Genomic DNA, 25355 nt, shown 5'->3' with positions numbered 1-25355 from the left:
GCGGGAGCGCGAGATGAACAGTATTCTGAAACTGCTCTCCCAGCGCCTGGCGCTGGGGCTGCTGTCGTTGTTCGCGGTGTCGGTGATCATCTTCCTGGCGGTGGGGTTGCTGCCGGGGGATATCGCCCAGGCCATGCTCGGGCAGTCGGCAACCCCTGAGACCCTGGCGGCGTTCCGCACCCAACTGGGCCTGGACCAACCGCCATTCTGGCGTTTCGTGCATTGGGTCGGGCATCTCCTGCGGGGCGACCTGGGCACTTCGCTGGCCAACCAGCGGCCCATCGCCGAACTGGTCGGCGGTCGCCTGGGCAACACCCTGTGCCTGGCCGGCCTGGCGGCGCTGGTGTCGGTGCCTCTGGCGCTGTTGCTGGGGATGCTCGCCGCGCTGTACCGCAATTCGTGGTTCGACCGGCTGCTCAATAGCGTGGCCCTGAGTGCGGTGTCGTTCCCCGAGTTCTTCGTCGCCTACCTGCTGATCCTGCTGTTCTCGGTCAAGCTGGGCTGGTTGCCGAGCCTGTCGAACCTGCCGCCGGATGCCTCCTTCGGCATGCTCCTGGAGCGCTCGGTGCTACCGGTAGCGACCCTGAGCCTGGTGGTGGTCGCGCAGATGATGCGCATGACCCGCGCCGCGCTGATCAACCTGCTGGCCAGCCCCTATATCGAAATGGCCCGGCTCAAGGGTATCAGCCAGGGCCGGATCATCTTTCGCCATGCCTTGCCCAATGCCCTGGCCCCCATCGTCAACGTGGTCGCGCTGAACCTGGCGTACCTGGTGGTGGGCGTGGTGGTGGTCGAAGTGGTGTTCGTCTATCCGGGGCTGGGGCAGTTGCTGGTGGACTCGGTGGCCAAGCGCGATATCCCGGTGGTCCAGGCCTGCAGCCTGATCTTCGCCGCGACCTATATCGTGCTCAACACCCTGGCCGACGTGCTGTCCATCGCCAGCAACCCACGCCTGATGCATCCGAAGGGGTAGCCCATGAAATCCGTGTTCAAAGATCTGATCCTCGCGCCCTGGAGTGCGAAATTCGGGTTCTGCGTGATTGTCCTGTATGTCGCGGTGGCGCTATTGGCCCCGCACCTGGCGCCTTATGGAGAAACCCAGGTGGTCGGCGATGGCTTCGCCGCCTGGGGCGCGCAGTTCCCGCTGGGCACCGACAACCTCGGGCGCGACATGCTCAGCCGCCTGCTCTATGGCGCGCGCAATACCGTGGGCATTGCTTTTCTCACCACCGCGCTGGCGTTCCTGGTGGGCGGCCTGGCCGGCCTGATCGCGGCGCTCAAGGGCGGTTGGGTCGACATGGGCCTGTCGCGGCTGGTGGATATCCTTATGGCGATTCCGCAACTGATCTTCGCCTTGCTGATCCTCAGCGTGGTGGGCACCACCGCGACCTCGCTGGTGCTGGTGATCGCGCTGCTGGATTCGACCCGGGTATTCCGCCTGGCGCGGGCGGTGGCGATGAACGTGGTGGTCCAGGACTTTGTCGAGGCGGCCCGGCTGCGGGGCGAGGGCACGCTCTGGCTGGTGACCCGGGAGATCCTGCCCAACGCCGCGGCGCCGCTGATCGCCGAGTTCGGCCTGCGCTTCTGCTTCGTCTTCCTGTTTATCAGTGCGCTGTCGTTTCTCGGCCTGGGCATCCAGCCGCCGACCGCCGACTGGGGCAGCATGGTGCGCGACAACGCGGTGCTGATCACCTTCGGCGACCTCACGCCCTTGCTCCCGGCACTGGCGGTGGCGTTGCTCACGGTAGGGGTCAATTTTGTCGTCGACTGGATGCTCTATCGCTCCAGCGGGCTGAAGGAATGTTGAGCATGAACGAAGCGAACCCGAGTTTGTTGCAGATCCGCGACCTGCATATCGAAGGGCACTACGACGATGCCTGGCATCCATTGGTGCAGGGCATCGACCTGAGCCTGGCCCGGGGCGAAGTGCTGGGCCTGATCGGTGAATCCGGTGCGGGTAAGTCGACCCTGGGCCTGGCCGCCATGGGCTACACCCGCGACGGTTGCCGGATCACCGGCGGCTCGATTCATTTCGACGGCCAGGACCTGCGCCAGTGTTCCGCCGAGGCCCTGCGTAAACTGCGTGGCCTGCGCATCGCCTATGTGGCGCAGAGCGCGGCGGCCTCGTTCAACCCGGCGCAACGGCTGATCGACCAGCATGTGGAAACCGCGGTGATCAATGGCGGGATGAAGCGCACCGAGGCCGAGGCCCAGGCGGTGGAACTGTACCGGGTGTTGCGCCTGCCGAACCCGGAAAGCATCGGCCGGCGTTATCCGCACCAGGTCTCCGGCGGTCAGTTGCAACGGGCGATGACCGCCATGGCCATGGCCTGCCAGCCGGACCTGATCATCTTCGACGAGCCGACCACGGCCCTCGACGTCACCACCCAGATCGAAGTGCTGGCGGCGATTCGCGATGCGGTGAAGCGCTTCGGCATGGCGGCGATTTACATCACCCACGACCTGGCGGTGGTCTCGCAGATGGCCGACCGGATCATGGTGTTGCGCCATGGCAAGTTGGTGGAAGAGGCGGCGACCCGGCAAATGCTCCAGGCGCCGACCGAGGACTACACCAAGTCGCTGTGGGCGGTGCGTTGTTTCCGCACCGAGCCCAAGGGCCGGCCGGAGCAGGGCGGGCCTTTGCTCGAAGTGCGCAATGCCTCGGCCAGCTACAGCCAGCAGCCGGTGCTGCACGATGTCTCGATGCGTCTCTATCGGGGCCAGACCCTGGCGGTGATCGGAGAGTCGGGCAGCGGCAAGAGCACCACGGCACGGCTGATTACCGGCCTGTTGCAACCGAGCAGCGGGCAGGTGTTGTTCGACGGTGAAGTGTTGCCGGCTGATTATCGCCACCGTAGCAAGGCGCAATTGCGCAGTATCCAGATGATCTACCAGATCCCCGACACGGCCCTCAATCCGCGTCAGCGCATCGTCGACATTATCGGTCGGCCGCTGGCGTTCTACCTGGGGCTCAAGGGCAAGGCCCTGCGCCAGCGGGTGGCCGAGTTGCTGGAGATGATCGAGCTCGACCCGGGAAAGTTCATGGAGCGGCTGCCGTCGGAGCTGTCCGGCGGGCAGAAGCAGCGGGTCTGTATCGCCCGTGCCCTGGCTGCGGAGCCGCAGGTGATCATTTGCGATGAGGTGACTTCGGCGTTGGACCAATTGGTGGCCGAGGGCATCCTCAAGTTGCTGGATCGGGTGCAGCGGCAGTTGGGCGTGTCCTACCTGTTTATCACCCATGATGTGGCGACGGTGCGGGCGATTGCCGATGAAGTGGTGGTGATGCAGCGCGGGAAGGTGGTCGACGCCGGCTCGCGGGACGTGATCTTCACGCCGCCACACCGCGACTACACCGGCCTGCTGTTTTCCTCGGAGCCGGAGATGGACCCGGATTGGTTGGACCGGATTCTCCAGCAACGGGCCAGCGCCTGACCGGATATATTTTTTGGACGCTACGGACCTGTGGGAGCGGAGCTTGCCCGCGAAGCTTTTGGCGTCCTTGAGGCCGCCTTCGCGAGCAAGCTCTGCTCCCACACAAGCCCTGCCACAGGTTATTTGTGACAGTTTCAAAATCACCATAAGGACCCTTGATGAACGTACTGATCATCCACGCCCACCCCGAACCACAATCCTTCACTGCCGCACTACGTGACCAGGCCGTCGAGACCCTGCAAGCCCAAGGCCACAGCGTCCAGGTTTCCGACCTCTACGCCATGCGCTGGAACCCGGTGGCCAGCGCCGAGGACTTTTCCGCCCGGGACAACCCCGACTACCTGGTCTACGCCCTGGAACAACGCCTCGGCGTCAAGACCCAAAGCCTGGCACCGGACATCCAGGAAGAACTCGACAAACTGCTCTGGGCCGACCTGCTGATCCTCAACTTCCCGATCTACTGGTTCTCCGTGCCGGCCATCCTCAAGGGCTGGATCGACCGTGTGCTGGTGTCCGGCGTTTGCTACGGCGGCAAGCGTTTCTACGACCAGGGCGGCCTGGCGGGCAAGAAGGCGCTGGTCACCGTCACCCTCGGCGGCCGCGAGCACATGTTCGGCGAAGGCGCGATCCACGGTCCATTGGAAGACATGCTGCGTCCACTCCTGCGCGGCACCCTGGCCTATGTCGGTCTCGACGTGCTGCCACCCTTCGTGGCCTGGCACGTGCCCTATATCAGTGCCGAGGCCCGCGGGCAATTCCTGGTCGGTTACCATGAGCGCCTGGAAAATCTCGAACAGGACAGTCCCCTGGTCTTTCCGCGCTTGTCACAGTTCGACGAGGCGCTGTATCCCATCCGCTGACCGCAGTCAGCCATCGACGTTGAAGAGGGCAGGAGCACTATGGCCGAGGAAACGCGTTTTCTGCGTATGGACCCTGAGTTGCGCAAGGCCAATCTGGTCGCCGCGACCTTGCGCTGCCTGAAGAAGTACGGCTTTGTCGGCACCTCGATCCGCAAGATCTGCGCCGAGGCCGGGGTGTCGGTGGGCTTGATCAGCCATCACTACAGCGGCAAGGACGAACTGGTGGCCGATGCCTACCTGCATATCACCGGGCAGGTCATGAGCCTGTTGCGCGAGTCGGTGGCGAAGGCGGGCAGCGGTGCCCGCCGGCACCTGTCGGCGTTTTTCGAGGCGTCGTTTTCCGAAGGCATGCTCGACCCCGAACTGCTCGAAGCCTGGCTGGCGTTCTGGGGCGCGGTGAAAACCGCCGAGGCGATCAACCGCGCCCACGATCATTCCTATGGCGAGTACCGGACCATCATGGGCAAGGCCCTGACCCTGCTGGCCGAAGAGGAAGGCTGGAGCGGTTTCGACAGCGGCCTGGCGGCCATCGGCCTGAGTGCCTTGCTCGATGGCTTGTGGTTGGAATGCGGGCTCAACCCCAGCACCTTCACCCCGGCCCAGGGCGTACAGATCTGCGAAGCCTGGGTCGATGGCCTGCAAATGGGCGGCTACCGACGTTTCATCTCCTAGGCTTTCATGGCTTGTTGATCAACTGTTCAGTTAGCGCTACAGTGCATCGCAAATTCCTACCGCTTCGCATAATTCCAAGAATCGGCCGCTCGCGGCACGAACAGGAGCCAGGTAATGAAGGTGATGCCGCGCGTGCTGATCGTCGAGGACGATCCGCTGATCCGTGAACAGCTGGAGGCGTGTCTGACCCAGGATGGGTATGAAGTCCATTGCGTCGAGTCCGCTGAGCAGGCCGAGGCCTGTCTGAGCCGCTTCCCGGTGGCGCTGGTCTTGCTTGATGTGCAGTTGCCGGGTTCGGACAGCCTGCACCTGACCCGCCAATGGCGTGGGCGCTCTGAGGTCGGGATCATCCTGATCGGTGGGCGCGACGACGATGCCGAGCGGATCACCGCCCTGGAATGTGGTGCCGACGATTACCTGAATACGCCCCTGAATCCCCGCGAGCTGGTTTCCCGCGCCCGCAACCTGACGCGCCGGGTGTGTCACCTGCAACCGGCCACGCCAACGCTGCCCAGCCCGCGCCTCGAACATTTCGCCGACTGGACCCTGGACGCCGACCGCCGTCGCCTGAAAGCCTGCGACGGCCGTGAAACCCTGCTCAGCCATGGCGAGTTCCAGTTGCTCAACGTGTTTATGCGCAACAGCGGTCACACGCTGAGCCGCGACCAGTTGATGGAGCAACTGCGCAACCGTGAATGGCTGCCCAGCGACCGCTCCATCGATGTCCTGGTCGGGCGCCTGCGGCGCAAGCTCCATGACAACCCGGCCGCGCCGGAACTGATCATGACCATCCATGGGGCGGGCTACCTGTTTACCGCCCGGACCTCAAGGGCTGCTTGAATCAGACACTGGTGGATTCGACCAGACGCGTCAGCCCCACCTCATGGACCAGTGCCTGGGTCAGTTCGTCGATGCTGGCGAACAGCCGCGCCTCGTTGAATCCCCAGCGCGGATGAACGATATAGAACTTGCCGGTGCCCCTGTCGGTTCGGATGACCGTCGTGACCAGGGATCGATCCTTGGAGCGATTGATCAGTACAGGTCCTTGCGGGGACGTTTCGACCGTGAACATACCCGCGCGACTGAGCTGCGGATGGGTGTCGAGCCTGGGCTGGCGCAGGTAGGTGACGCTGTTGAGCTCGACCACCTGCCTCATATTGCCTTGCCTGAGTCCCCATATCAGGTCGTCGATGCTTCTGTATTTGATTCCTCGGATGTTGAGGTTTATAGGGGCCTCGAGATGAAATACATCGTGTGAGCTGCCGGCAGGCCGACTCCGTGTCACCGGCTGTTCCGTCGTGATCAACTGGCGGCCAGGGTGCAGGGGATCGACCGGCCGGTAGACGAGCGTGTACTGATCGCCGCTTTGTTCGATCAGGAAATCCCCTTGCTTGACCAGCAGCCCCCTGTGAGGTTTGCTGATTTGTGGCAACGCTTGGGGCGCCACGTTCACTTCCAGCTTCGCATCGGCTTGGACGAACTGAATATCACGTGCATATTGGCCCTGGGTGAACTCTCCCGGATCACGCAGGACGCGCAACGGCAAGGGTTGTCCGCCGACATCGACGGTCCGCAGGTTGGCCGCCCCCAACAGGTCGGCCAGGCCCGTCTCGCCGTTTACGCCGCTGGCATGTGAATCCTGGCTCAGGGCAATCCAGCGATGCGGGCCTTGCTGCAGTTGGTCCGCATTGATCACTTGGCGGGCATAGTACTTCAGGGCCCTGGCCCGATCCGGGCTGTAGTTGCGCAGGCCCTGGCGGTAACTGGCGGCGCAGTCGATCGCCTGGACGCGAATGCCGTTGGCATGTGCGCTGTTAATCAGTTCACGCAAGGAATGGGGGCCGTTCGGGTCGATGTGATGTTCGATATCTTGCCGTCTCAGGGTGTCCCTCAGGCGTTGGGACATGACGCCGCTACGATGAAAGTTGTTGAGGTGAACCTGATCGAAGTCCGTCAGGAGGTTTTCCAGGTACAGGGTCTTGACCTGGTGTTCCGTAGCAAGCGACTGCATGTTGTCGATCAGGAGCTGGCGGCCGCTCCTTGACTGGTAGGCTGCGCCGAGGACAATACCGTTCCCGTTCCGGTAGCCACGTTCGAACAGTTGTGTCGCCAGCGCGGCGTCCAGCAGGTCGGGCGCCAGTGTCTTGGCCACGGGGGGCGGGTTTTCGACGAAGAAACTTCGGGCGTCTTCAAGCATCCGTTTTGAGAGTGAGTACACGTGAGGGGCGGCCTGGCGCTCCAGTGCGGAAGGAGCCGGAGAGACCCAAGCGGGATCAAGGGCTCTGCTGGTGGTGCGAATCAGCTCCTCGAGCGTGTTCCGGTAGGTGGCCGGGATTTCATAACGTGCGGCACCGACCTTCTCGGGTGCGCCGCCCAACAGGCGATTCCTGGGCAAGGCCTGCCAATGGCTGCCAACCTTTATGAGCTCGATGTCTTCCGCCCATTGGTGTTCCTTGAGCACGTAGCGCTTGCCGTCCCGGGAGCCGGTGCGGTACCACTTGCCCTCCAGTTTCACGTACTGGTCCATGCGTGCCGTGCGGTCGACGAACAGTCCGTCACGCATATAGTTCAGCTCCAGCGGTGTACGGATTTCATAGTCCTTGAGGTCCGCGGCCAGGGACCTGAGGGATGACGCCGTCGAAGGCTCCGCGGTCAGCAGCGATTGCCGGCTGCCGTCCAGGCTGACCCGGCTGGTCTTGACCAGGCGGGAAACCTTCTCGCCGGGAAGCGGCCGTATCTGCCGCAACGCGGGTTTGATCAGTTGCAGCGGGAAGGGCGCCGCGGCGTCAAGGAGCGTCTGGATCAGCGCCTCCTCGGCTTCCTGATGATGACCCAGGGCAAGTGCCTGGCCGAAGTTGGCCAGGCCGTACAGGCCACGCAACAGGTAGACCGGCAGGCTGAGATGCAAGGAGGCGCCGCCGAGGACGAACTCCAGGGCGAAGCGCGATCCCACATTGATCCAGTACCAGAGGGTGTCACGGCCCACCCGTTGGTTGCTGGCCGCGAAGTATTCCACGCTGTGGATCAGATGCTTGGCCCTGGCCTCGTACAGCGTGCTGAACAGGTCGCCTTCGATGGGAAGGTAACGGACCAGCGGGAATTGCCGCGTGAACAACCGGGCCGGATCCCACTGTTCGTTGCGGGCGGCCCGGGCGATGCAGTAGTCCTTCCAGTCTTGCTGGCGCAGCAAGGCCTTGATCGCCGCGACATCCGCCAGCTCGCGCCAGGCTTTGCCATCGGGGCCTTGCGGGGTGTAGAGCAGCAGGCTGTCGGCGGGGGCGTCGGTGCTGATGACCAGCACCTCATCGATACTCATGCCGTTGTGTGCCTGCTCCGTGCCGCCGAGCATCAGGTAGTTGGCCTGGACCTTGTAGCCGTCCAGCAGCGGGCGGCGCTGTGCCGACGGGTATTTGAGCAGGTGTTCGATACGCCGGTAGCCACGCTCCAGGGCGCTGTCCTTGGGATCGAGAAAATCTCCGCTCAGACGTGCGACATAGGCCTGCAGCTTCATCCGTGCCCGTTGCCCTTCGAGCCAGGTCGCGCGTAACGCCGCCTGGCCCGGGCCGAGCAGTTTCTGTTCGAGCAACGTCTTGTACTGGCCAGGCGCGTCCACGGCACTGACGATAGCCTGTACCTGCTTGTCCGACAGGCTGAGTGTGGACCCGTTCGGGTTGTTGATCTGGGCCTTGAAACTGACCGTTTCGCCCAGGCGCACGCCCTTGATGTTTTCCAGTGCCAGGGCCGTCAACGACAGCGTACGGGGAGGGCGTAGCCGATCGATCGGCGGCTGGCTTTGCCAGGCCGGGCTCAGGTGGTGGGTGATGCGAGTGACATGCACGACGATGTTGTCAGGGTCGGCCATGACCTGGGGATAGTGCTGTTGCAGATGGGTCTCGAGCAGACCGGCCGCGTAGGCCTTGAGGGCCGGCAGGTCGCTGAGCGAGGCGGGCACCGGGTTGTCTTCCAGGGTCGGTCGCCACAAGGTGGCGAGCTGGGCCTGTTCGTCCGGGCTGATGCTGTTGATTCGGCTCAACAGGTCGCTGAACATCAGGTCGCGATTGCGTCGCCTGAGGACCGGGACGATATCCAGCAGCCTGGCCAGGCTGATCGACCCATCCAGTTGCCGGGCGAACTCGGCGACGTCATTGTGCAGGCCCGGAGCACCTCTGGCGAAGCGCCAGGCATCGGTGAAGTCAGCTTTTTGCTTGGCGAGCAATCCGTCCACCAGGAGTTGGAAGGGGTCGCCTTCTTCGAGTCGGTAGCTGAAGGGTGCACTGCGATCGGGTGCGTTCGCGGGGCTCCAGGTGCGCTGTCGCTGCGGCAGCAGATCGAGCAGCGATTCGCGCTCGACCGCATCATCGAGGCGCCGGACCAGGTTCGTCCTCAGTGCCTGCAACGAAGCGAACGGCTCCAGGCCACGGCCGATCTGATAGAGCAACGCCGGCAGTTTGTAAGTGTCCTCGTCGGGACTACGGGTGATGACCAGGCAGCCCTCCAGAATCAGGTCGTGCGGTTGCAGGGCGATCCGGTAGACGTGGACTGGCCCGCCCAGGGGGAATTTTTTCAGGCGTTGTTCATGGGTGGGGTGGTCCAGGACCCGCTCCAGGTCCTCACGGTTGCTTTTGTCCAGGTTCAGATCCAGTTCGCGCAACTGCGCTTCCAGGCGAATCTGGGTCTGCAGGTTTTCCCGTAGCAGTGGCGCGGCGCTGGCCCAGAAACTGTCGACGTTTTCGCTGAAGCGCGTGTCGAAGCCAAGGCCCGCATCCTCCAGGGTTTTTCCGAAGCGCCCGATGTCCAGGCCGCTCAGTTGCTGTTCGTCGTAGGCATCGGTGGCGTTGGCGTAGAAGCCGCTCGTGGCCGGGTCGAACGTCTGGTCATTGCCGGCCAGGTGCCGGGTAAACACCTCCGTCAGCGTATGCGACTGCCTGACAGCGCGATAACGGACCAGCTCGCCGCGCTCGTCGGTGTCCGACAGGGGCCAGTACAGGGTTTCCTCATAGGTGTTGAGGAAGATCGCATCGGGATCCCTCGAGGCCGCCTGGGGGAAGTCACGTGCCAGTTGCCGGGCCAGGAGCAGGGCGGCGAACCAGTGGAAATTAGGCTGTTGGCGCGCGAGCAACAGGGTTCGCTCATTGGTGGCGGCCAGGGCATCGAAGGCTTCCCGCTGGCTCTGGGCCAGTTGGTCGGGGGCGGCGAAGCCGGTGGGGGAGTCCTTCAGGTAGCCGTTGCCGTTGGAAAGACGCTGCGATGGTTCCATGGGGGAAAGCTCCAGCAAGGCGCGTAGATGGGCGCGTGAAAGAGGAGGGTGTTGGCGCAGCAGGCGCAGGATGGCCTCGTGGTCCGTCAGACCGAGCGGGTTGCGCAGGCTATCGGGCAGGGTCGCCAGGACCGCGGGCAGGTCGGGCTGTGGTTCTTGCAGGGCATTCAGGGTGAAGCGGCCATGACGGCGCAGGAGGGTGTGGACCTGTTGGGCCTGCAGGTCACCGATGCTGGTCAGCAAGGTGCCGTCCGGCGTCTGCTCGCGCAGTTCCAGGCGCACACCGCTCGACGGCCAGTTCGGCAAGGTGGCCAGGGTGTAGAGCATCAGCCGCTGAGTATCGTCGTTGTGCTGCCGGCTTTGCAGAAAGAGCCCTTCATAGGCCTGGCTCAGGCGTTCCTCCTGTAGATACCAGTGGGCGTCGAGCAGTTGACGCTCGCTCAGTTCGCCCTCGGACAGTTGCATCGACTGCAGCTCATGCTCGGTCGAGTTGGCGAGCAGTTCATGGGCCGCCGCCTGGGAGAGCAGGGGGATTCGGGTTCGCAGCAGATTCACCAGCGGATCACGGGATTGCTGCCTGAAGGCCAGGAGGTTGTCGAACAGGTCCTTGCGGCGAGAGGACAGTAGACGGACAGCCCTGCGCTTGAGCTCCCATAACTGGGCATCGAGGGTTAAGCATCGTGTGCCCAGCCATTCGGTCTTCTGTGCCGTGCTCATGGTTTGCAGAACGCTGCTCCACAGCGTGCCATCGAGCACCTGCGCCCGGCTGACCCGCACCCTCGGCAGGCCGGACGACAGGTCGGGGCCGTACTCGGCAGCTGTCGAATCACCGGCGGGATCGTATATCTGCAGCACACTTGTCGTTGGCCAGATCAGCTCCAGGCCGAGCAGTTGCAACTGCCAGTACAGGGCCTTCACCCCGGATGCTGGGGCAGCGTCATGGCTCAGCCCGTCGATGAAGTCCTGTATCTCCTGCTCCAGCTCGAAGCGCACGCGGGCGTCGAGCAGCAGCGCCGGCACCTGTCGGGATTCGGCGTAGACGGCGCGCAAGGCGGGGCTGTCGATACCGCTGACCAGGCGAATGCGGCGGGCGGTCTCGGCGGGCAGGTCGCTGAGAAAATGCCTGATGGCCTGTTCCAGTGAAACCGAGGCGGGGGCGCTTGCGGGGGGATCGGCCGAAGTGATCAGAGGGGTCATGCTGAGCATCCTTGTCGTTGCGTGATGGCCGTTATTCAACGCGCAAGCCGAAGGCATGAGGTGGTAATTAATGCTGAGGACAGGGATGTTCAAAGATGTAACAGGTCTGCGTCGAGAGACACCAGATATGGATTTATTGTTTTTAAAAACAATAAGTTGGGTTGAACGTGTGGCTTTTTTTCGAGTGCCTCAAAAGGATTGTCACGCTATTGAACAAGTGTTTAATATCGTCAGGCGGTCCCCTATCACTCCACAACAACAAGACGAGGGCTAGCATGAGCTCCCAATCGACCCTGCAAGCTTCTTCCACCACGCTCACCGGCGGTCAGGCCCTGGTGCGCCTGCTGGCCCATTATGGTGTCGACACGGTGTTCGGCATTCCCGGCGTGCACACCCTGGAGCTGTATCGCGGCCTGCCCGGCAGCGGCATCCGCCATGTGTTGACCCGCCATGAGCAGGGCGCCGGTTTCATGGCCGACGGCTATGCCCGGGTCAGTGGCAAGCCCGGCGTCTGCTTTATCATCACCGGCCCTGGCGTGACCAACGCCGCGACCGCCATCGGCCAGGCCTACGCCGACTCGATTGCGCTGCTGGTGATTTCCAGCGTCAACCACACCGCCAGCCTGGGCAAGGGCTGGGGTTGCCTGCACGAGACCCAGGACCAGCGGGCGATCACCGCGCCTATCACCGCGTTTTCGGCGGTGGCCCTGAGCACCGACGACCTGCCGGAACTGATCGCCCGGGCCTTTGCCGTGTTCGACAGCGAGCGGCCGCGGCCGGTGCATATTTCGGTGCCGCTGGATGTGCTGGCCGGGCCGATCAGCCGTGACTGGAGCGGTGAAGTGGTGCGCCGTCCCGGGCGTGGGCTGCCGAGTGTGCAGGCCCTGGAAGAGGCTGCCCGACGGCTGCAACAGGCCAAGCGCCCGATGATTATCGCCGGGGGCGGTGCGCTGGCCGCCGGGGCCGAGTTGCAGGCCTTGAGCGAACGCCTGGCCGCGCCTCTGTTCACCAGTGTTGCCGGTAAAGGTTTGCTGGCGCCGGATGCGCCGTTGAATGCAGGTTCCAGCCTGTGCGTCGAGCCCGGTTGGGCACTGATCGCGCAAGCCGATGTGGTGCTCGCGGTGGGTACCGAAATGGCCGATACCGACTATTGGCGTGAGCGCCTGCCGTTGACTGGCGAGGTGATCCGGGTCGATATCGACTCGCGCAAATTCAACGACTTCTATCCCTGCGCCGTGGCGTTGCGGGGGGATGCACAGCAGACCCTCGCTGATTTACTGGAACGTCTGCCGGTGCAGGCCCGGGACTCCCATGAGTCGGTCAAGGCAGTGGCGGCATTGCGGGTGGCTTTGCGCGCTGGCCACGGTCCGTTACAGATAATCCATCAGCGGATTCTCGACCGTATTGCGGCGGCGATGCCGGCTGACACCGTTATCAGCAGCGATATGACCCAGTTGGCTTATACGGGCAATTACGCCTTTGCCAGCCGGGCGCCGCGCAGTTGGTTGCATCCCACCGGCTACGGCACCCTGGGTTATGGATTGCCGGCGGGGATCGGGGCCAAGTTTGGTGCTCCGCAGCGTCCCGGCCTGGTGCTGGTGGGGGACGGCGGTTTTCTCTATACGGTCCAGGAACTGGCGACGGCTGTCGAGGAGTTGGACAGCCCGCTGGTGGTGCTGCTGTGGAACAACGATGCCCTTGGGCAGATTCGCGATGACATGCTCAGCCTGGATATCGAGCCGGTGGGGGTGTTGCCGCGTAATCCGGATTTCGCCCTGCTGGCCCAGGCGTTTGGTTGCCGTGTGTGTGAACCGCAGAGCCTGGATGAGCTGGAGCGCGATCTGCGGGTGGGCTTTGGCTATGCCGGGGTGACGTTGATTGAACTGAAGCACGCGTGCGTCCGTTAAGACTGTTGTGTCTGGGCTGACGCTTTCGCGGGCAAGCTCCGCTCCCACATTAGATCTGAGTCGATCACAAGTTTTGTATACGCCGCAAAACTTAATGTGGGAGCGGAGCTTGTCGGGTCGCCGCATCGCCGCGAAAGGGCCCTCAAGCCTGACAAAAAACCACCGGCATACCTCGTCCTCCCCCGATGATGGAGAACAATAAAAATGACCACCTACACCCATCTTTATATCAACGGCGACTGGGTCGTCCCCCATGGCAGCGGCGTCGCCGAAGTCATCAACCCGGCCACCGAAACCGTCACCGGACAAGTCCCCCTCGGCGATGAACGTGACGTCGAACGCGCCGTCACCGCCGCCCGCCGGGCTTTCTCCAACTGGTCACGAACCCCGGCCAGTGAACGTGCCGGCTATATCCGCGCCCTGGGCCGGCAACTCAAGGCCCGCGCCGGCGAAATGGCCGCTCTGATCACCGCCGAACTGGGTATGCCGGTGCAATGGTGCCAGTCGGTCCAGGTCGACGGCCCGCTGGAAGGCCTGCTCAGCTACGCCGAAATCGCCGCGCTGATGGAGCAACAACGGGAAGTCGGCAACTCCCTGGTGATCCGCGAGGCGGTGGGCGTCTGCGCCTTTATCAACCCGTGGAATTACCCGCTGCATCAATTGATCGGCAAGCTCGCGCCGGCCCTCGCCGCAGGCTGCACGGTGGTGGTCAAGCCGAGCCAGGAAACCCCGCTGCATGCGTTCCTGCTGGCTGAAATGATTGACGCCATCGGCCTGCCGGGCGGGGTCTTCAATCTGGTCAGCGGCCCCGGCGCCAAGGTCGGCGAAGCCCTGGCCCGGCACCCGGACGTGGACATGGTCTCGTTCACCGGCTCGACCGCCGCCGGTGTACGGGTATCGATGGCCGCCGCGCCGACGGTCAAGCGGGTGTGCCTGGAGCTGGGGGGCAAGTCGCCCTTTCTGATCACCGCCGATGCCGATCTCGGCGCCGCCGTGCGCCATGGCGTGCAGGACGTGATGATCAACTCCGGGCAGACCTGCACCGCCTTGACCCGCATGTTGATTCCCCGCAGTCGCTACGCCGAGGCGCTGGAACTGGCGCGGGCCGAAAGCGAAAGCCTCAAGGTCGGCGATCCCCTGGACCCACAGAGCTTTCTCGGGCCCATGTGCTCGGCGTCCCAGCGCCGCACCGTGCTCGATTACATCCGCGTCGGCCAGCAGGAAGGCGCCCGGCTGTTGAGTGGCGGCGGTGCCTTGCCGGAAGGATTGGAGCGCGGCTTCTACGTGCGCCCCACGCTGTTTGCCGATGTCGATAACGGCATGCGCATCGCCCAGGAAGAAATCTTCGGCCCGGTACTCTGCCTGATGCCCTACGAGGACGAGGAACAGGCCATACGCCTGGCCAATGAATCGCCCTTCGGCCTGTCCAGCGCGGTCTGGGCCGGCACCCCGGCCCGGGCCCTGGAACTGGCGCGCGGGTTGCGCGCCGGCCAGTGCTTCGTCAATGGCGCGGCCTTCAACTACCGCGCGCCATTCGGCGGCTACAAGCAATCGGGCAACGGTCGCGAATGGGGTGAGGAAGGGCTGGCGGAGTTTATCGAAACCAAAGCGATCCAGTGCTGAAAAACGGCGCGACTGTCGTGAAAACGACCTGTTTACGCTGAACACGAAGCGGACCGATTTTTCCTGTTGAACGACTGTTCAGCTTCGTCTATGTTGGCTCCATCCCGGCGGGTTGCGGGCTTGCGTTTCTTCAAATTCGAACGAGGCACTGGCATGCGGTTTTCACCTTTTGTTGAGCGGATCTCGGGTGACGGTGTGGCCGCCTGGGACATTCATCACGCGGCGTTCGAAGCCCAGCGTCGCGGCGAGGATGTGATCATCCTCAGCGTCGGCGATCCGGATTTCCCCACCCCCGATTTCATCACTGAAGCGGCCATCCAGGCCCTTCGCGAAGGCGACACCCACTACACCGAAATCGCCGGTCGCCTGGCCTTGCGCGAAGCCATCGCCGCGCGCTACAGCCAGCGCCTGGAGCGTCCGCTGCAAGCTGAAAACGTCATCACCGTGGCCGGTGCGCAGAACGCCTTGTTCATCACCTCGCTGTGCCTGCTCAGCGCCGGTGACGAGGTGATTGCCCTGGACCCGATGTACGTGACCTACGAGGCGACCCTCAAGGCCTCCGGCGCGACCCTGGTGCGGGTGCCGTGCGATGCCGACTCGGGTTTTCGCCTCGATGCCGCGCGGCTGGCCAAGGCCATCACGCCACGCACCCGGGCGATCTTTTTCTCCAATCCGAACAACCCCACCGGTGTGGTGCTCAGCCGCGAAGAGCTGCAAGGCATCGCCGACCTGGCCATCGCCCATGATCTCTGGGTGGTGGTCGACGAGGTGTACGAAAGCCTGGCGTTCGAGCGCGAGCATGTCAGCCTGGCGGCGCTGCCGGGCATGGCCGAGCGCTGCGTGACCGTCGGCAGCCTGTCCAAGTCCCACGCCATGACCGGCTGGCGGATCGGCTGGATCATTGCCGACCCGGTGCTGGTCGCCCATGCCGAAAACCTGGTGTTGAGCATGCTCTACGGCCTGCCGGGATTTGTCATGGAGGCCGCGCTCAAGGCGGTACTGGCCCATGACGAAGTGACCCGGGGGATGAGCGAGATCTATCGCCGCCGTCGTGATCTGGTGGTGGCGGGCTTGTCCGATTGTCCAGGCATTACCGTACTCAAGCCCGATGCCGGCATGTTTGTGCTGGTGGACGTGCGCGAGACCGGCCTGACCTCCCTGGAATTCGCCTGGCGGCTGTTTCGCGAAGCCGGGGTCTCGGTACTCGATGCGGCGGCTTTCGGTGAGCCGGCGCAAGGTTTTGTGCGGATCTCCTTCACCCTCGGTGAAGAACGCCTGGCCCAGGCCTGCCAGCGTATCCGCGAGTTTGTCCGGGTGCTCAAGGGCGAGCCCCCGCGGCCAGTGATCAATGGCGTGAAGGTTGAAAGCTTTGCGCAACCTGTCGCGACCAGGACCATGATCGAGGTCGATCGCCTGCACAAACGCTTCGGCAATATCGAGGTGCTCAAGGGCGTGTCCCTGACGGCCCGCGAGGGTGAGGTGATCTCGCTGATCGGCGCCAGCGGCTCGGGCAAGAGCACCTTGCTGCGCTGCATCAATATGCTCGAAGTGCCGGACCAGGGTCGCATCCTGGTGGACGGCGAAAGCATCCACCTGAATTTCGACCGCCCCGGCGCGCCGTTGGTGGCCGACGCCAAGCAACTGGTGCGCATCCGCTCCAGCCTGGGCATGGTGTTCCAGAACTTCAATCTCTGGCCCCATCGCACGGTGCTGGAAAACCTCATCGAAGCGCCGACCCAGGTCCTGCGTGAGAGTCGGGCCGAGGCCATTGAACGGGCCGAAGCCTTGCTTGAGCGTGTGGGCCTCGCGGCCAAGCGCAACGAGTACCCGGCGTTTCTCTCCGGGGGACAGCAACAACGGGTGGCCATCGCCCGGGCCCTGGCCATGCGGCCCAAGGTCATGCTGTTCGATGAACCCACCTCGGCACTCGACCCGGAACTGGTCGGGGAAGTGCTGCGGGTGATCCGCTCCCTCGCCGAAGAAGGCCGGACCATGATCCTGGTGACCCATGAGATGGCCTTCGCACGCGATGTCTCTTCCAAAGTCGCCTTTCTGCATCAAGGGCTGATCGAGGAAACCGGTTCGCCGGATGAAGTGTTCGTACACCCACGCAGCGAGCGTTGCCGACAATTCGTCAACGCTCATCAGACTCGCTAACGCAACATAAAAAGACGGGACAACATCATGGGAAATCGACGTTTGGCAAACTGGTTGACGGGCGTGGCCTGTGTCCTGCTGGCCGGCATGAGTGCGGCGCAGGCCGCGCCTATCCGCTTCGCGGTCGCGGCCGAACCCTATCCGCCGTACACCGAGAAGCAGGCCAACGGTGAGTGGAAGGGTTTTGAAGTCGACCTGATCCACAAGCTGTGCAGTGAAATGAAAGCCGAGTGCGAGATCAAGGAAGTGGCCTGGGACGGGATCATCCCCTCGCTGCTGGCGAAGAAGATCGACGTGATCTTCTCCTCCATGTCGGTGACCGAGGAGCGGGAAAAGCAGATCGCCTTCAGCAAGGCCTACTACGATTCGGTGATCGCGATTGTCGGGCCCAAGGGCGCTTCGGTGAAGAAGTACCCGGATGACCTCAAGGGCAAGATCATCGGTGTGCAGAACTCCACCGTGAGTGCCAGCTACCTGAAGGCCTACTACGAGAAGATCGCCGACGTGAAGTACTACGACACCCAGGACTCGGCCAACGCCGACCTGATTGCCGGGCGTATCGACCTGATGATGGCGGACGGCACGGCCATGACGGCCTTCGTCCAGACTCCGGATGCCAAGGACCTGGCCTACCTGGGCGCGGTGCCCTATGACCCGATCTTCGGCAAGGGCGTGGGCGCCGGTCTGCGCAAGGAAGACACCGACCTCAAGGCGCGTCTCGACAAGGCGATCAAGACCTTGCTGGCGAGCAAGGACTACGACGATCTCTCCCAGCACTATTTTGGTACCAGTGTGAAACCTGCGTTCTGACGGTGATGCTATTCGGCCCGGCCTAAACACACAACCTACGGAAAACGCAGAACCTGTAGGAGCAGGGCTTGCCCGCGAAGGGGCCCTCGAGGGCGCCAAAAGCTTCGCGGGCAAGCCCTGCTCCTACAGACTGAGGTGGCGCTTTCAAGACCACCGACTGGAGAGCCAGCGATGTTCGAATTGATCGATTTCAGCGAACAGGGATGGGGCAGTGCGCTGTTGAAGGGGCTCTGGATGACCCTGCAGATATCGGCCGGGGCCTTTGCGGTCGGGCTGTTCATCGGTTTGGTGGTGGCCTGCCTCAAGCTGGGCGCGCCGAAACCGATCGCGGCGCTGATGCGCGGCTACACCACGTTGTTCCGGGCGGTTCCGGAGTTGTTGCTGATCCTCTTGCTGTACTACGTCGGTTCCATGCTGCTCAACTCGCTGATGGCCCGGCTCGGCTATGACGCGCTGAATGTCAGCGGCCCGCTGGCGGCGATCCTGGTGCTGGGGCTGGTCCAGGGTGCCTATGCCTCGGAGATTTTCCGCGCGGCGATCCAGGCGATTCCCTTCGGTCAGATCGAAGCGGCGAAGGCCTTCGGCTTGAGCGGTTTCGGTCTGTTCCGCCGGGTCACCTTGCCGATCATGGCGCCCTACGCCATGGCCGGGATGGCCAACCTGTGGATCAACCTGATCAAGGACAGTGCGCTGATCAGCGTGGTCGGCACCAACGAGCTGTTGTACACCGCCAAGCAGGGCGCGGGATCGACGCGCCACTACCTGTTGTTCTACCTCACGGCTGCCGCGCTGTATTACGCGGTGACGCTGGTGTCCAACTACCTGTCGGGACGGCTTGAGCGACGGATCCGTCGCTGGATGCCTTTGGCTGAGTGAATGAAATGATTCCAGAGTGGACACTCGAATACGCGGCGTTGTTGGGCCGTGGACTGCAAACGACCATCAGCCTGTTGCTGATTTCCAGCGTGCTGGGCTTCGGGCTGGCGGTGCTGGTGGCCCTGGCCCGGATGTCGAAAAACCGCCTGGTCGCCAAGGCCAGCCTGTTCTACACCAGCGTGCTGCGCGGGACGCCGCTGCTGATCCAGATCTACATCTTCTACTACGGGCTGGGCAGTCTGTTCGCGCAGTTTCCGTTGATGCGCGGCAGCTTTCTCTGGCCTTACCTGCGGGACGGCTACTGGTACATCGTGTTCGCCCTGGTGCTGTCGGTGGGCGCCTATGTCGGCGAGGTGATTCGTGGCGGGTTGCTGGCGGTGCCCAAGGGCGAGATGGAAGCGGCCTCGGCCTTCGGCATGACCCCGCGCCAGTCGTTGTTGCGGGTGCGCCTGCCGCGGGCCATGCGCTTGTTGCTGCCGACCCTGGCCGGGGAGACGGTGATGCTGCTCAAGTCCACGGCGCTGGCTTCGACCATTGCAGTGATCGATCTGCTGGGGGCGGCCAACGTGGTCCGGGCGCAGACATTGCAGGTCTACCAGCCGTTGCTGCTGGTGGCCGGGGTCTATGTCTGCCTGACCTTTCTGATCGAGGCGCTGTTTGCCTTTGCCGAACGGCGCGGAACGCCGATGCGCAGGTCGGTGTGATGAACCATACGCCACGGGTCGACCGTTCGTTGCAGGGCATTGGCCTGTGCACGCTGGGCTATGCCTTCCTGGCCTTGCAGGATGCGGCCATCAAGTGGCTGGTGGCGGATTATTCGGTCATTACCGTGCTGTTCTGGCGCGGCCTGGTGGTGGTCGCGGCCTGCCTGCTGGCCGGGCGCCTGCGTCTGGTGCGCAGTGCCTGGCAGTCGCCGAGCCGACGCCTGCTGGTGGTGCGCGGGTTGCTCTCGATCGTCGCCTGGCTGCTGTACTACACGGCGGCGCGGGACCTGACCCTGGCGGAGATGACCACCCTGTATTTCTCCGCGCCGATCATGGTCACGGTGCTGGCGGCGCTGATCCTCAAGGAGCGCGCCACGGGCTGGCAATGGTTCACCCTGATCATCGGTTTTGTCGGTGTGATGATCGCCTGTCGCCCGAGCAATATGACCGACCCCTGGCCCATCGTGCTGACGCTGCTGGCGGCGCTGTGCTGGGCCTTTACCTACATCCAGCTACGGCAGGTGGACGAACAGACCTCGGTGCTGGAACAGATGCTGATCACCAACGTGGTGTTTGTCATCTGCATGGCCCTGGCGCTGCCCTGGACCCATACACCGCCATCGACCCCGGCCTGGCTGGGGATGCTCGGCGCGGGGCTGGTGGGCGGGATCGGCCAGTTCCTGCTGTTCGCCAGTTTCCAGCGGGCCACCGCGACCCTGCTGGCGCCGTTCGAGTACACCGGGCTGATCTGGGCGTTCCTGCTCTCGAGCCTGATCTGGGGCACGCTGATGGACCTGTCGCTGATGATCGGTGCCGGGCTGATCGCCCTCAGCGGCACCCTGGCGATGGTTTTCGGTCGTCACGCGTCACGGGACGTCGTCGGTGCCGAATGCTCCGTGACGCAACCCCTTTACCCAGCAGCGGCAGATATGCAGCCCGTTGGCGGGGCTGAAGGTCTCGGGGTTGAGGCACCACTCGAGCCAGAGTCCGTCGAGCATCGCCGATAGGCCGATGGCGGCCAGGCGGCTGTCATGGATCGTGAAGCCTTCGGCGCTGGCCAGGTCGTCGAGCAGTTGGCGGATCAGGTCGAGGTAGGCGCGGTAGCTTTTTTCATGGGACTGGCTGACGTGTTCGGAGTGGCGGATCAGGCTCCAGAACACCACCCAGACCCCGAGCAATTGCGGGTCCATGATCCGTGGCGAGAAGGAGCCGACCAGAAAGGCTTCGAGCTTGTCCGCGGCGCTGCCGGCCTGGCGGACCTCTTCGAGCAGGGTGCTGGTCAGTTCGCTGGCGAGCTTGTGGTAGGTGTCGGCGATCAGCGCATCGATGCTGCCGAAATGGTGGTTGAGCAAGCCGACGGAGACGCCGGCCTCGGTGGCGATACGCCGGACGGAAATGCCGGCATGGCCGTCCCGGGCCAGGCAGCGCAGGGCGGCGGCGATCAAGAGGTCGCGACGCTCGTCAGGTTCGGCGCGGCGAAATTTTCGGGTGTCGGTGCTCACGGGAATCCTTGGGTTCGAGGCCAGGTTGGCGAGCTTAGTTGAACGTACGTTCAATTTCCACTGTCGAGGCTGACGATGGATTGATTTTCAACGTTTATAAGGGGAAGGCAAGGTTATGGCGCGGGATATTTCGTTCAGTATTCGGGGTAATAACGGTGAGAACTTGAAGGTTGGCGCCTGGCGTTTCGAGGGCGGCGGCGAGGGGCCGAAGGTGCATTTGCAGGCCGGGGTACATGCCGATGAGATCGCCGGCATGCTGGTGCTGCACCTGTTGATGCCACGCCTTCAACAAGCCGAGTCCGAGGGCCGCCTCAAGGGCCGCGTGACCGTGGTGCCTCAGGCCAACCTGTTGGGCATCGGGCAGTTTCGCCATGGACGGATTCTCGGGCGCTTTCATGAGGGCACCGGGCAGAACTTCAATCGCTCATTCGACCAGTCGCAGGCGCTGGCGCGGCCGGCGACCAATGTCCAGCACTGGCAAAAATGCCTGGTGGAACTGGCGGCCACGGCGGACCTGGTGCTCGACCTGCACACCGATGACGAAGCGTTGCCCTATGTCTATATCCACCGTGCGTTCTGGCCCAAGGGCCAGGCATTGGCGGCGGCGCTGAAGATGGACCTGGCGATCATCTGGGATGACGGCGGCGACGGTTCCTTCGAGGAAACCCTTATCGCCCCCTGGCTGCGCGACGGCGATAGCGCGCAACGTTTTGCCGCGACCCTGGAGTTGCGCGGACAGGGCGATGTCAGCGATCACCTGGCCGGGCAGGATGCCGATGGCCTGTATGCCTGGCTGTGTGCCGTCGGGGTGATCGACGAGGCACCGCCGCTGCTGGATTGGCCGGTGCAGGCGGTGGAGATGGGGCATATGGAGACAATCCTGGCGCCACGGCCAGGGGTGCTGGTCTTTGAAAAGGAACTGGGCGACTTCGTCGAGGAAGGGCAGCGTTTTGCCCGGATCGTCGGGCGCCCCGGGGACGCCGCTTCCGAGGTGATCCTGCAGGCGGCCCAGGCCGGGCGGATGGTCACCCGCCACCGCGACCGCCTGATCGCGCAAGGTTCGGTGGCGGCGAAATTCACTGGCAGCCGGGTGTCGCACAACTGGACGGGCGGGTTGCTCGATCCCAACTAGCCCGCCGGCAACCCTGTTTTCTACACGGCCATGCCCATGGCCGGCTTGTTGCCCGTCGTTGCGCTCGACTGGCTCAGCAGGCCGGCATGGCGACTGCGCAGGGCGTGCACCTCCAGGGCAAGATTGTCCATGAAGGTCCGGCCCCGGGGCGTGAACTCGTCACAGGCCTCAAGTTCCGGCAGGGCCTTGATCAGGCCACGCAGGATGTCGAGCATTCGCTCTTCGGCCCGTTGCATTTCCGAGGCCGGACGCTGGCGCACGCGCTCCAGGTATTTGACCTGGGCAAGCGCGGCGAAGAAGGCATGGACATAACCATGGAGATCGCGCTGCAGGCCGGACCAGGGCAGGCTGAACAGGCGCTCCCCGGCGCGTTGCTCATCGATGATCGGGCAGACCTCGACCAGGCTGTACAACAGTTGGTGGGTGGTTTCATGGACCAGCGATTCTTCGATTTCCAGAATCGAGTGGTCCTTGGCCGAAAGCAGGATAACGCCGGTGTAGCGCGCCGCCGAACAGCTGCGGAAGGTGCTGTCGGGCAGGTAGCAGATCAGCTTGACCAGGTGCCGGAACTGCTCGTAGCAGGCCGGCCAGGTATTGGCGATACGCGACAGGGCAACGCTGACCACGTCGCGGAAAAAGTGCAGGGAGTAACCACTGCGCTCCAGGTGTTTGCGGGTGCTTTCGTCTTCGGGGAACTCATAGCTGGGCGGTGTCGTGGCGGCGATCAGCGGATCGACATTGAAGCGGCGGATCGGCGGATGGTTCGAATACTTGTGGTCGACCGCCGTCTGGGTAATGCGTTGCAGCACTGCCGGCAACTCCAGGAGCATGTCCTGCAAGGAGGCAGTGTTGTCCGCCTGTTCGGTCAGTACCGCGTTGGCATGTTGAAACGCCAGGGCCATCCAGATCTGGAACACCGGATCGTTGATGATCAGGCGGCGCTGGGTGACCGGCAGCAGGATCAGGTGCACCGCACTGGAGAAAAACGGATCGAGCCTGGGATTGCCCTCGAAACGCCGGAAACATTCGGCATAGAGTGCGGCGAAGGTGCTGTAGCGCTGTTGGCTGAGTCGATCGAGCAAACGGTGAAAACGGTCCGGGGTGGCATCGGGCAAGAACGTGTTGTATTGGAACAGTTCGTCGAGCTGGGATTGCAATCGGGTGGTCATGTCGGTGTCCTCGGGATATCACTCGATAAATGACGAGCGCGCAATAACCCTCCTTCAGGAAAGAGAGTGTCGGAATGTAAAGTGTCGGCAGTGCTCGGGGAGGCGAACATTAATAGCCGTTCGTTGGAAGTTTATTTAATAAGGCGTAACAAATGCTTCATGATATTCATATCGGCGATATATCTCGGACGCTGGCGCGGGCTTAATCGGTTCGAACCTGTTGCTGGTCGAAACTGGCGCGAGCCGCGAGCGGGCTGTGCAGGGCTTTCGAGGCCGCCACCAATTGCGCAAGGTCCAGGCCCTTGAGCGCCACCACTTCGTCGATCCGCAGGGGCATGTCCAGGTCTTTACCGGCGTTGCCTGGATTGATATGCAACTGCGCGGCGAATGATTCATCGCTTATTGCTCTGTTCAACATAATGGCGAGACGTTCCTGAGAGTGGATGTTGGAATGGGGCATGTCGGTCTCCGGATAACGGTTGAAACTTTTATAGATGAGCAGGCCAGGGGGGCTGTTTTCAATGGGGATGCCCGAGTGAATATAGCAAGATGATTTCATTTTTCAATATGTACTTATTGATTTTATGAAGTCTGAATAGGGTGGATTCGAAGAGTTGTTGGTTATGGTTGTAAGAAAGAAGCTTCAATATTTTATGGGTGAGATAGTTCTGTAGTTTTATTCTTATATAAAAAGTGGAAACCTATTCCGATATTCGGACCTGGCCATTGGCTTTCACGAAGCGGGTATGGGCAAGCCCGTGTCTCGACTGATGGCTCTTGTCAGGGAAATCCCACAGGAGTACAAATGTACTCCATGACGACTTTAACTCCCCGCCGTACCGCCATCCTGACCTTTATCCGCGAGCGCATCGTGCGTAACGGTCAGCCCCCGAGCCTTGCCGAGATCGCCGAGGCCTTTGGTTTCGCCTCCCGCAGCGTGGCACGCAAGCACGTGGTGGCTTTGGCCGAGGGCGGTTTTATCGAGGTCAACGCCCATCAGGCGCGAGGCATCCGCCTGCTCGATCAGGCGCCCCGGGCCGCGTTGCTGGATATCCCGCTGCTGGGCCGGGTCGCGGCGGGCCGGCCGATCGATGTCGATGCCCAGGAGCATCGCCGCTTGCTGCTCGACCCCGCACTGTTTTCCCGGGCGCCGGATTACCTGCTGCAGGTGCAAGGCGACTCGATGATCGGCGATGGCATTCTCGACGGTGACCTGGTGGCGGTACGCCGCACGGGCGAGGTGCGCAACGGCCAGATCGTCGTGGCCCGGCTGGAGGGCGAGGTCACCATCAAGCGCTTCGAACGGACGGCCACGGGCATCCGCCTGTTGCCGCGCAACCCGGCCTATGAGCCTATCGTTGTCGATCCCGAGCACCAGGAGTTGTCCATCGAAGGCGTGTTCTGCGGTCTGGTACGGCCGGCATGAGGGGCGCGGTGGTGGCCCTGGATACGCTGCTCGACGAGCGGCGGGTGTGGAGAGGCCGGGCGGGCGCGCCGCTGGCCGAGCCGCAGTCCGATCGCCAGCCCAGCGGCCACGCGACCCTCGACGCCGCTTTGCCCGGCGGTGGCTGGCCGCCGGCAGCGTTGACGGAAATCCTGATTGCCGGGGAGGGTGTCGGTGAGTTGCAACTGGTCTGGCCGACCCTGGCGCGGCTGTCGGCTCGGGGCGAGCGCATTGTCCTGGTGGCACCGCCCCATGTGCCCTATCCCCAGGCGTGGCTGAGCGCGGGGGTGGACCTGCGGCAGTTGTCGGTGATCCAGGCGCCGCCGCGGGATGCCTTGTGGGCCGCCGAACAATGCCTGCGTTCCGGCAGTTGCGGCGCGGTCCTGTGCTGGCCGCAACAGGCCGATGATCGGGCCTTGCGGCGTTTGCAGGTAGCGGCGGAAACCGGCCAGACCCTGGCCTTCGCCTATCGTTCGCTGGAAGAGGCGATCAACCCGTCGCCGGCGGCCCTGCGGATTGCCGTCGAGGGCCGGCCCGCGCAGTTGCGGGTGCTCAAGTGCCGGGGCGGGTTGGCCCATTCGGCGCCGATTGCCTTCAGCACCGGGCATTGAGG

19 protein-coding genes and 1 pseudogene are annotated in these 25355 nt (G+C 63.4%); 16 read left to right on the top strand and 4 right to left on the bottom strand.

The window, feature by feature from the left end; translation table 11 throughout:
- The first annotated feature begins 13 nt into the window (after positions 1-13).
- The 6 genes from M5C01_RS15930 to M5C01_RS15905 all read left to right on the top strand — a co-directional run bounded on the left by M5C01_RS15930 (position 14) and on the right by M5C01_RS15905 (position 5804).
- Positions 14-973: an ABC transporter permease gene (locus tag M5C01_RS15930; RefSeq protein ID WP_103498734.1), complete on the top strand. Its 960-nt coding sequence runs from the start codon at positions 14-16 to the stop codon at positions 971-973.
- Positions 974-976: 3 nt separating this feature from the next.
- Entirely contained in the window at positions 977-1807 is an 831-nt protein-coding gene (locus tag M5C01_RS15925; protein WP_152739570.1) for an ABC transporter permease, read from the top strand.
- Positions 1801-3432: an ABC transporter ATP-binding protein gene (locus tag M5C01_RS15920; protein WP_152739569.1), complete on the top strand. Its 1632-nt coding sequence runs from the start codon at positions 1801-1803 to the stop codon at positions 3430-3432. Before M5C01_RS15925 ends, M5C01_RS15920 begins: the two co-directional genes overlap by 7 nt.
- A 158-nt stretch (positions 3433-3590) precedes the next feature.
- Positions 3591-4292 (top strand): NAD(P)H-dependent oxidoreductase, encoded by a 702-nt coding sequence (locus M5C01_RS15915; protein WP_103498731.1) that lies wholly within the window; start codon positions 3591-3593, stop codon positions 4290-4292.
- A gap of 39 nt (positions 4293-4331) precedes the next feature.
- Positions 4332-4964: a TetR family transcriptional regulator C-terminal domain-containing protein gene (locus tag M5C01_RS15910; protein ID WP_100943607.1), complete on the top strand. Its 633-nt coding sequence runs from the start codon at positions 4332-4334 to the stop codon at positions 4962-4964.
- A gap of 120 nt (positions 4965-5084) precedes the next feature.
- On the top strand, positions 5085-5804 hold the full coding sequence (locus M5C01_RS15905; protein ID WP_178129853.1) for a response regulator transcription factor: 720 nt from the start codon (positions 5085-5087) through the stop codon (positions 5802-5804).
- A gap of 1 nt (position 5805) precedes the next feature.
- On the opposite strand, the gene M5C01_RS15900 is transcribed toward M5C01_RS15905, so the two are convergent.
- Positions 5806-11418: a membrane-targeted effector domain-containing toxin gene (locus M5C01_RS15900; protein WP_152739567.1), complete on the bottom strand. Its 5613-nt coding sequence runs from the start codon at positions 11416-11418 to the stop codon at positions 5806-5808.
- A 275-nt stretch (positions 11419-11693) separates the two neighbouring features.
- Here M5C01_RS15900 and M5C01_RS15895 point away from each other — a divergent pair, with 275 nt between their 5' ends.
- The 7 genes from M5C01_RS15895 to M5C01_RS15860 all read left to right on the top strand — a co-directional run bounded on the left by M5C01_RS15895 (position 11694) and on the right by M5C01_RS15860 (position 20502).
- Positions 11694-13325 (top strand): 5-guanidino-2-oxopentanoate decarboxylase, encoded by a 1632-nt coding sequence (locus tag M5C01_RS15895; protein WP_152739566.1) that lies wholly within the window; start codon positions 11694-11696, stop codon positions 13323-13325.
- Between the two features lie 204 nt (positions 13326-13529).
- Complete coding sequence (locus M5C01_RS15890; protein WP_152739565.1) at positions 13530-14948, top strand: aldehyde dehydrogenase family protein; 1419 nt, start codon at positions 13530-13532, stop codon at positions 14946-14948.
- Positions 14949-15101: 153 nt separating this feature from the next.
- Positions 15102-17105: an aminotransferase class I/II-fold pyridoxal phosphate-dependent enzyme gene (locus M5C01_RS32905; RefSeq protein ID WP_152739564.1), complete on the top strand. Its 2004-nt coding sequence runs from the start codon at positions 15102-15104 to the stop codon at positions 17103-17105.
- A gap of 27 nt (positions 17106-17132) precedes the next feature.
- Positions 17133-17915 carry a transporter substrate-binding domain-containing protein gene (locus M5C01_RS15875; RefSeq protein WP_152739563.1) on the top strand — a complete coding sequence of 261 codons (783 nt, stop codon included), beginning with the start codon at positions 17133-17135 and terminating at the stop codon, positions 17913-17915.
- Between the two features lie 171 nt (positions 17916-18086).
- Positions 18087-18791: an ABC transporter permease subunit gene (locus M5C01_RS15870; protein ID WP_103497210.1), complete on the top strand. Its 705-nt coding sequence runs from the start codon at positions 18087-18089 to the stop codon at positions 18789-18791.
- 5 nt (positions 18792-18796) lie between these two features.
- The gene (locus M5C01_RS15865; protein ID WP_103497232.1) at positions 18797-19495 is read left to right on the top strand and encodes an ABC transporter permease subunit; all 699 of its coding nucleotides are present in this window, start codon (positions 18797-18799) and stop codon (positions 19493-19495) included.
- On the top strand, positions 19495-20502 hold the full coding sequence (locus M5C01_RS15860; protein WP_152739562.1) for a DMT family transporter: 1008 nt from the start codon (positions 19495-19497) through the stop codon (positions 20500-20502). Before M5C01_RS15865 ends, M5C01_RS15860 begins: the two co-directional genes overlap by 1 nt.
- Here the strand turns inward: M5C01_RS15860 and M5C01_RS15855 are convergent.
- Positions 20458-20997, bottom strand: a pseudogene (locus M5C01_RS15855) (TetR family transcriptional regulator C-terminal domain-containing protein); the annotation flags it as partial. The gene M5C01_RS15860 and the pseudogene M5C01_RS15855 overlap by 45 nt on opposite strands.
- Before the next feature lie 115 nt (positions 20998-21112).
- On the opposite strand from M5C01_RS15855, the gene M5C01_RS15850 reads away from it, so the two are divergent.
- Positions 21113-22129 carry a succinylglutamate desuccinylase/aspartoacylase family protein gene (locus tag M5C01_RS15850; RefSeq protein ID WP_152739560.1) on the top strand — a complete coding sequence of 339 codons (1017 nt, stop codon included), beginning with the start codon at positions 21113-21115 and terminating at the stop codon, positions 22127-22129.
- 20 nt (positions 22130-22149) lie between these two features.
- Here M5C01_RS15850 and M5C01_RS15845 read toward each other — a convergent pair whose 3' ends face one another.
- Entirely contained in the window at positions 22150-23298 is a 1149-nt protein-coding gene (locus M5C01_RS15845; RefSeq protein WP_152739559.1) for an HEXXH motif-containing putative peptide modification protein, read from the bottom strand.
- Between the two features lie 202 nt (positions 23299-23500).
- On the bottom strand, positions 23501-23758 hold the full coding sequence (locus M5C01_RS15840) for an Os1348 family NHLP clan protein (protein WP_152739558.1): 258 nt from the start codon (positions 23756-23758) through the stop codon (positions 23501-23503).
- 345 nt (positions 23759-24103) lie between these two features.
- Between M5C01_RS15840 and lexA the strand changes: the two genes are divergently transcribed.
- Positions 24104-24724, top strand: coding sequence for a transcriptional repressor LexA (gene lexA / locus M5C01_RS15835; protein ID WP_152739557.1), 621 nt, complete (start codon positions 24104-24106; stop codon positions 24722-24724).
- The gene (imuA, locus tag M5C01_RS15830) at positions 24721-25353 is read left to right on the top strand and encodes a translesion DNA synthesis-associated protein ImuA (RefSeq protein WP_152739556.1); all 633 of its coding nucleotides are present in this window, start codon (positions 24721-24723) and stop codon (positions 25351-25353) included. Before lexA ends, imuA begins: the two co-directional genes overlap by 4 nt.
- Positions 25354-25355: the final 2 nt, after the last annotated feature.

Source organism: Pseudomonas sp. MWU12-2319 (assembly GCF_023242525.1).
In the GTDB taxonomy this organism is placed as follows: Bacteria; Pseudomonadota; Gammaproteobacteria; order Pseudomonadales; family Pseudomonadaceae; genus Aquipseudomonas; species Aquipseudomonas gingeri_D.
The sequence above is the reverse complement of the archived record's forward strand: the minus strand, read 5'-3'. Positions and strand labels throughout refer to the sequence as shown.

Excerpts from the sequence above, each read along its gene's own strand:
- M5C01_RS15840 (WP_152739558.1), bottom strand. The coding sequence starts at position 23,758 with ATGCCCCATTCCAACATCCACTCTCAGGAACGTCTCGCCATTATGTTG.
- M5C01_RS15910 (WP_100943607.1), top strand. The coding sequence starts at position 4,332 with ATGGCCGAGGAAACGCGTTTTCTGCGTATGGACCCTGAGTTGCGCAAG.
- M5C01_RS15870 (WP_103497210.1), top strand. The coding sequence starts at position 18,087 with ATGTTCGAATTGATCGATTTCAGCGAACAGGGATGGGGCAGTGCGCTG.
- M5C01_RS15860 (WP_152739562.1), top strand. The coding sequence starts at position 19,495 with ATGAACCATACGCCACGGGTCGACCGTTCGTTGCAGGGCATTGGCCTG.
- M5C01_RS15850 (WP_152739560.1), top strand. The coding sequence starts at position 21,113 with ATGGCGCGGGATATTTCGTTCAGTATTCGGGGTAATAACGGTGAGAAC.
- M5C01_RS15930 (WP_103498734.1), top strand. The coding sequence starts at position 14 with ATGAACAGTATTCTGAAACTGCTCTCCCAGCGCCTGGCGCTGGGGCTG.
- M5C01_RS15925 (WP_152739570.1), top strand. The coding sequence starts at position 977 with ATGAAATCCGTGTTCAAAGATCTGATCCTCGCGCCCTGGAGTGCGAAA.
- M5C01_RS15900 (WP_152739567.1), bottom strand. The coding sequence starts at position 11,418 with ATGACCCCTCTGATCACTTCGGCCGATCCCCCCGCAAGCGCCCCCGCC.
- M5C01_RS15920 (WP_152739569.1), top strand. The coding sequence starts at position 1,801 with ATGTTGAGCATGAACGAAGCGAACCCGAGTTTGTTGCAGATCCGCGAC.
- M5C01_RS15875 (WP_152739563.1), top strand. The coding sequence starts at position 17,133 with ATGGGAAATCGACGTTTGGCAAACTGGTTGACGGGCGTGGCCTGTGTC.
- M5C01_RS15845 (WP_152739559.1), bottom strand. The coding sequence starts at position 23,298 with ATGACCACCCGATTGCAATCCCAGCTCGACGAACTGTTCCAATACAAC.
- M5C01_RS15915 (WP_103498731.1), top strand. The coding sequence starts at position 3,591 with ATGAACGTACTGATCATCCACGCCCACCCCGAACCACAATCCTTCACT.
- M5C01_RS32905 (WP_152739564.1), top strand. The coding sequence starts at position 15,102 with ATGCGGTTTTCACCTTTTGTTGAGCGGATCTCGGGTGACGGTGTGGCC.
- M5C01_RS15895 (WP_152739566.1), top strand. The coding sequence starts at position 11,694 with ATGAGCTCCCAATCGACCCTGCAAGCTTCTTCCACCACGCTCACCGGC.
- M5C01_RS15865 (WP_103497232.1), top strand. The coding sequence starts at position 18,797 with ATGATTCCAGAGTGGACACTCGAATACGCGGCGTTGTTGGGCCGTGGA.
- lexA (WP_152739557.1), top strand. The coding sequence starts at position 24,104 with ATGTACTCCATGACGACTTTAACTCCCCGCCGTACCGCCATCCTGACC.
- imuA (WP_152739556.1), top strand. The coding sequence starts at position 24,721 with ATGAGGGGCGCGGTGGTGGCCCTGGATACGCTGCTCGACGAGCGGCGG.
- M5C01_RS15890 (WP_152739565.1), top strand. The coding sequence starts at position 13,530 with ATGACCACCTACACCCATCTTTATATCAACGGCGACTGGGTCGTCCCC.